This is a genomic window from Porphyromonas sp. HMSC065F10, from assembly GCF_001808555.1.
Lineage (GTDB): Bacteria > Bacteroidota > Bacteroidia > Bacteroidales > Porphyromonadaceae > Porphyromonas_A.
This window is the reverse complement of sequence record NZ_KV793806.1, coordinates 1746-5018: the sequence shown is the minus strand read 5'-3', so window position 1 is coordinate 5018 and position 3273 is coordinate 1746. Positions and strand designations below refer to the sequence as shown.

Annotated in this window: 4 protein-coding genes and 1 pseudogene; 2 read left to right on the top strand and 3 right to left on the bottom strand. The window is 40.4% G+C overall.

The annotated features are described in order from the left end of the window. Together HMPREF2890_RS09305 and HMPREF2890_RS07980 are read right to left on the bottom strand one after the other, a co-directional pair. Positions 1–182, bottom strand: a pseudogene (locus HMPREF2890_RS09305) (hypothetical protein); the annotation flags it as partial. A gap of 469 nt (positions 183–651) precedes the next feature. Beyond that, positions 652–1779, bottom strand: a complete 1128-nt coding sequence (locus HMPREF2890_RS07980; RefSeq protein ID WP_070467414.1) for an ISAs1 family transposase — start codon at positions 1777–1779, stop codon at positions 652–654. A gap of 268 nt (positions 1780–2047) precedes the next feature. Here HMPREF2890_RS07980 and HMPREF2890_RS09300 point away from each other — a divergent pair, with 268 nt between their 5' ends. Together HMPREF2890_RS09300 and HMPREF2890_RS09295 are read left to right on the top strand one after the other, a co-directional pair. Beyond that, positions 2048–2542 (top strand): hypothetical protein, encoded by a 495-nt coding sequence (locus HMPREF2890_RS09300; protein ID WP_246825370.1) that lies wholly within the window; start codon positions 2048–2050, stop codon positions 2540–2542. After that, positions 2527–2853 carry a hypothetical protein gene (locus tag HMPREF2890_RS09295; RefSeq protein ID WP_246825369.1) on the top strand — a complete coding sequence of 109 codons (327 nt, stop codon included), beginning with the start codon at positions 2527–2529 and terminating at the stop codon, positions 2851–2853. The genes HMPREF2890_RS09300 and HMPREF2890_RS09295 overlap by 16 nt, the downstream gene beginning before the upstream one ends. A gap of 196 nt (positions 2854–3049) precedes the next feature. On the opposite strand, the gene HMPREF2890_RS09355 is transcribed toward HMPREF2890_RS09295, so the two are convergent. Further along, positions 3050–3175 (bottom strand): hypothetical protein, encoded by a 126-nt coding sequence (locus tag HMPREF2890_RS09355; protein ID WP_256387641.1) that lies wholly within the window; start codon positions 3173–3175, stop codon positions 3050–3052. Positions 3176–3273: the final 98 nt, after the last annotated feature.

Genomic DNA, 3273 nt, shown 5'->3' with positions numbered 1-3273 from the left:
CCATCCTTGCTGTTGAACTTTAGAAATGCAGCCTGATTAGCGTCAAGAGGCTCAGTCGTTTTGAGCTTGCCCTTATCATCAATCCCCGAAACGATGGAGAGTTTCCCCGCTTCTTGCTGGTTCTTTACCTCGGTGCGGTCCTCTAAGACCAGCACATAGTTGTCATTGCTATTTGCTTCCATAAATCACTCTGTTTGATTTGAATAATACCTTTCAGACAGCAAATATATAGGCTAAAATCACCTCTTCTAAGTCTCAGGGAATTATAAGGAAAGGTGGTGATGAAAAAGAAAATTCGCCCAAGATTTGGAAGTTTGATCTTTTATGTCAAACTTGGCACTCAGAAGGAACATTATTACAGTAGTACTAAGCGATGATAAGGGCAAGCTCGAAAAGACAAAGAGTCAAAGAAGCTAGTAACCAGCTAAATAGAACTTATTTCAGCAAAGAGAGAAGAGACTGGATTTTTCATTTTCGATCGGAACACAAAGAGCGGCAATACCCCTGACACACCAAACGCCCTCCGCTCCGCTACAGGCGTTTGGCTTAGTCTGTTGCATTGCCGACGGGGAGTTTATCCGATTTGAAAAAGAAAAAAAAACAAGCCCGGGGTATACCACGAGAAACAACCCCAAACCCAGGGCTGACGCATTATAATTCTATTTCGAAGATTTCCTCTGGAGTCATACGTGCAAGCTTTTTCCTTAGGCGAAGCGTCGAAGTGCCTTTGAGCTTGTCTTTAAGACGTTGAATGATAGTCAGGTTTATCTTGTTTATAATGTTCATATTCTGAGCGGCGTTGCGAGCTCTCTTGGTAGAGTAGTCTTCTCTAAAAAGCATATCCAGCATATAGTGAAGTTTGTTCTCCACAGCCCAATGCTCACGTATCAACTTGAAAACTTCTGTCCCGTCTGTCAGGCTAGAGATATAGAAGGTGGTCTCGCTGGTGGACTTATCTGTCTTCTTGTCTGTCCGTACTCTTGTCATCATATGGATGCTTTTGAGCCCGTCCCATTTGTCTAAAGTCGAGTCTGGGTCTAGAGATAAAGGGTCTACGATGCTACTCATCGTACGTGTTTCTATTCGCCCATGACCAAAGTCTTTCTGTTCTTGATGCACTATGTGAGCATCGTAGATGGGACAAAAGAAGCTTTGCACCTCTTCCTTCGTTAGTTTCTGATTATCTTTAACTTGGAGTATGTAGTCACCGCCTTTCCCGACCACAGCCTTTGCGATCTCGGTCTGGGTGCCGATAGCGTCAATGGTGATGACGGAGTCTCGTAGATCTAGAGCCTTGAGAATCTCTCTGATAGCATTGATTTCGTTAGACTTAGTAGAGATGTATACCTGAGCCAATGAGGCTTGCTGCTTGGGGTCAAAGGCTGTGACGCAATGGCTGTCGGCATCAAAGTCTAGCTTCTTAACGCCTCGCATTGTCTTACCATCTAGACAAATGTGCTTGCCAGTTGTTATCTCAAAGCTTTCCTCTAGAAAGGCTTTGTAGACTTGTTCTATCTGCTTGGGATCAAGAAGACTGATAGCACGATTGAGTGTGTCGTGAGAGGGGACTCCCCAAGAGCTTGATTCTCCTGAAATACGCTCATATAGAGCCTCTAGATCATCTTTGTACTCTTCTGCATAGTCTTCTATTTCGTACCAAGAGGAGCAGCCAGAGAGAGTAGCCGTGAATACCGTCGTAAGGATGTATCCTAAGGGGAACTTTTTGCATCGATTTATGCGTGGATCTTCGACCATTCGAAGCTGATTGAATATGCTCATAGTATCTTTATATAGTATTGATTATCAGCTATAAAGATACAAAAAAAAAGCTACGACATGGACAAGCTTTTTGAAGAGAAAAATGAAGAGTTTTTGCGACTATGTTGAGTCCCATTTTTAGGCCCTTCATTCTCCCCTCAACACCGAAATCTGCTTTTCATTTATAATGCGTCAGCCCTGACCCCAAACCACCAGAGTCAACTAAAATCAGTATCTTTGAAAAGTCAAGACAACTCATTTTTGAAAAGTCAAGACAACTCATTCTAGTATGACGACGAAAACGATGTCAACCGAAATCAGTTTCAGCAAAAAAATAAGTCAACCATTTTCAGGGAACGACAGTGAAATGGAAGCGAATAATATAATAAATGGACTAAAACATTTGTCTGAAGGACTATTCCTACCTGAAGAATGGATTGATTGGTGGAAACAAAATGAAAAAATTGCGAAACAATTCTTGTCATCACGGTGGTATTTAAAGATAAAACCTAAGATGTCACAAGGCTTAATCGGTGCCACACTAATATCTCAAAATGCGGCTCGTGAATACTTGAAATCTATAAATCAATCTTATAACGAGAATTCACAAATCAATTATATGGAAGGATGGAGCAAGCAAATAGATAATATCTCCTTGAACTATGATAAAGTTTATATGATTGATTTTGACTTGAAATTTACCAAGTTGAAGCAAAATTACCCTAACTTGTTTGCAGCAATAAAAAAAACTTACTGCAATATGATGTTGTGGAAAATAATCTAACCGAAGAGAAATTAACCTCATCACCCTTTCACAAATTACTCCATAGTGATATGATTGCGTTTTTTTGTTGTGTCTCACAATTGAAAATGGAGGGTGTTTTTATTAGTTTTAACATGTTAGAATTGCGGGAGGAATATATCAAAATTGGCGAATTATGGCTGAATAATGATGGAGATGAGTTATATATTAAACCTCATGAAACTTCTATATATTTTCATGATATAGAGAAAAATCAAATCCATATTATAAATGAATCATTTAATTTATTTATTGAAAATGATTTGAGTCGTTTTGTTTCTGAAAATGTATAGTCTTTTCCTCTGTATAGTTCAATTATCTTGTTTATCTGATGGGACTTCTGTCAAGCATCGGCTTCAGCACGCTGCTCAGTTTTGCCCCTGCCATATTGAAGGCTATGAAGAAAGTGGGGAAAAAGGATTGACGGCTTTCAACCATAAAGTCCTTAAGAAAGGCATCTGCAAGAAAATGAGAGCGACACGATCCCTGTCAAAGAAACTTTGCAAGCACGGTTTTGAGCCTGTGAACCTTGTCAATGGCGTCGTAGTCTATGAAGGCGAAGACTTCTTCTTCCCCGGCATGCTCCCCAAAAAGGACGCTTCCGATCTCATTCACCACTCCGACAGAGGCACCCAATATACCAGTCGGTAGTACACTAACATGCTCAATAAAAGAGGAATACAAATCAGCATGACAGAGTCAGGAGACCCCAA

Excerpts from the sequence above, each read along its gene's own strand:
- HMPREF2890_RS07980 (WP_070467414.1), bottom strand. The coding sequence starts at position 1,779 with ATGAGCATATTCAATCAGCTTCGAATGGTCGAAGATCCACGCATAAAT.
- HMPREF2890_RS09300 (WP_246825370.1), top strand. The coding sequence starts at position 2,048 with ATGACGACGAAAACGATGTCAACCGAAATCAGTTTCAGCAAAAAAATA.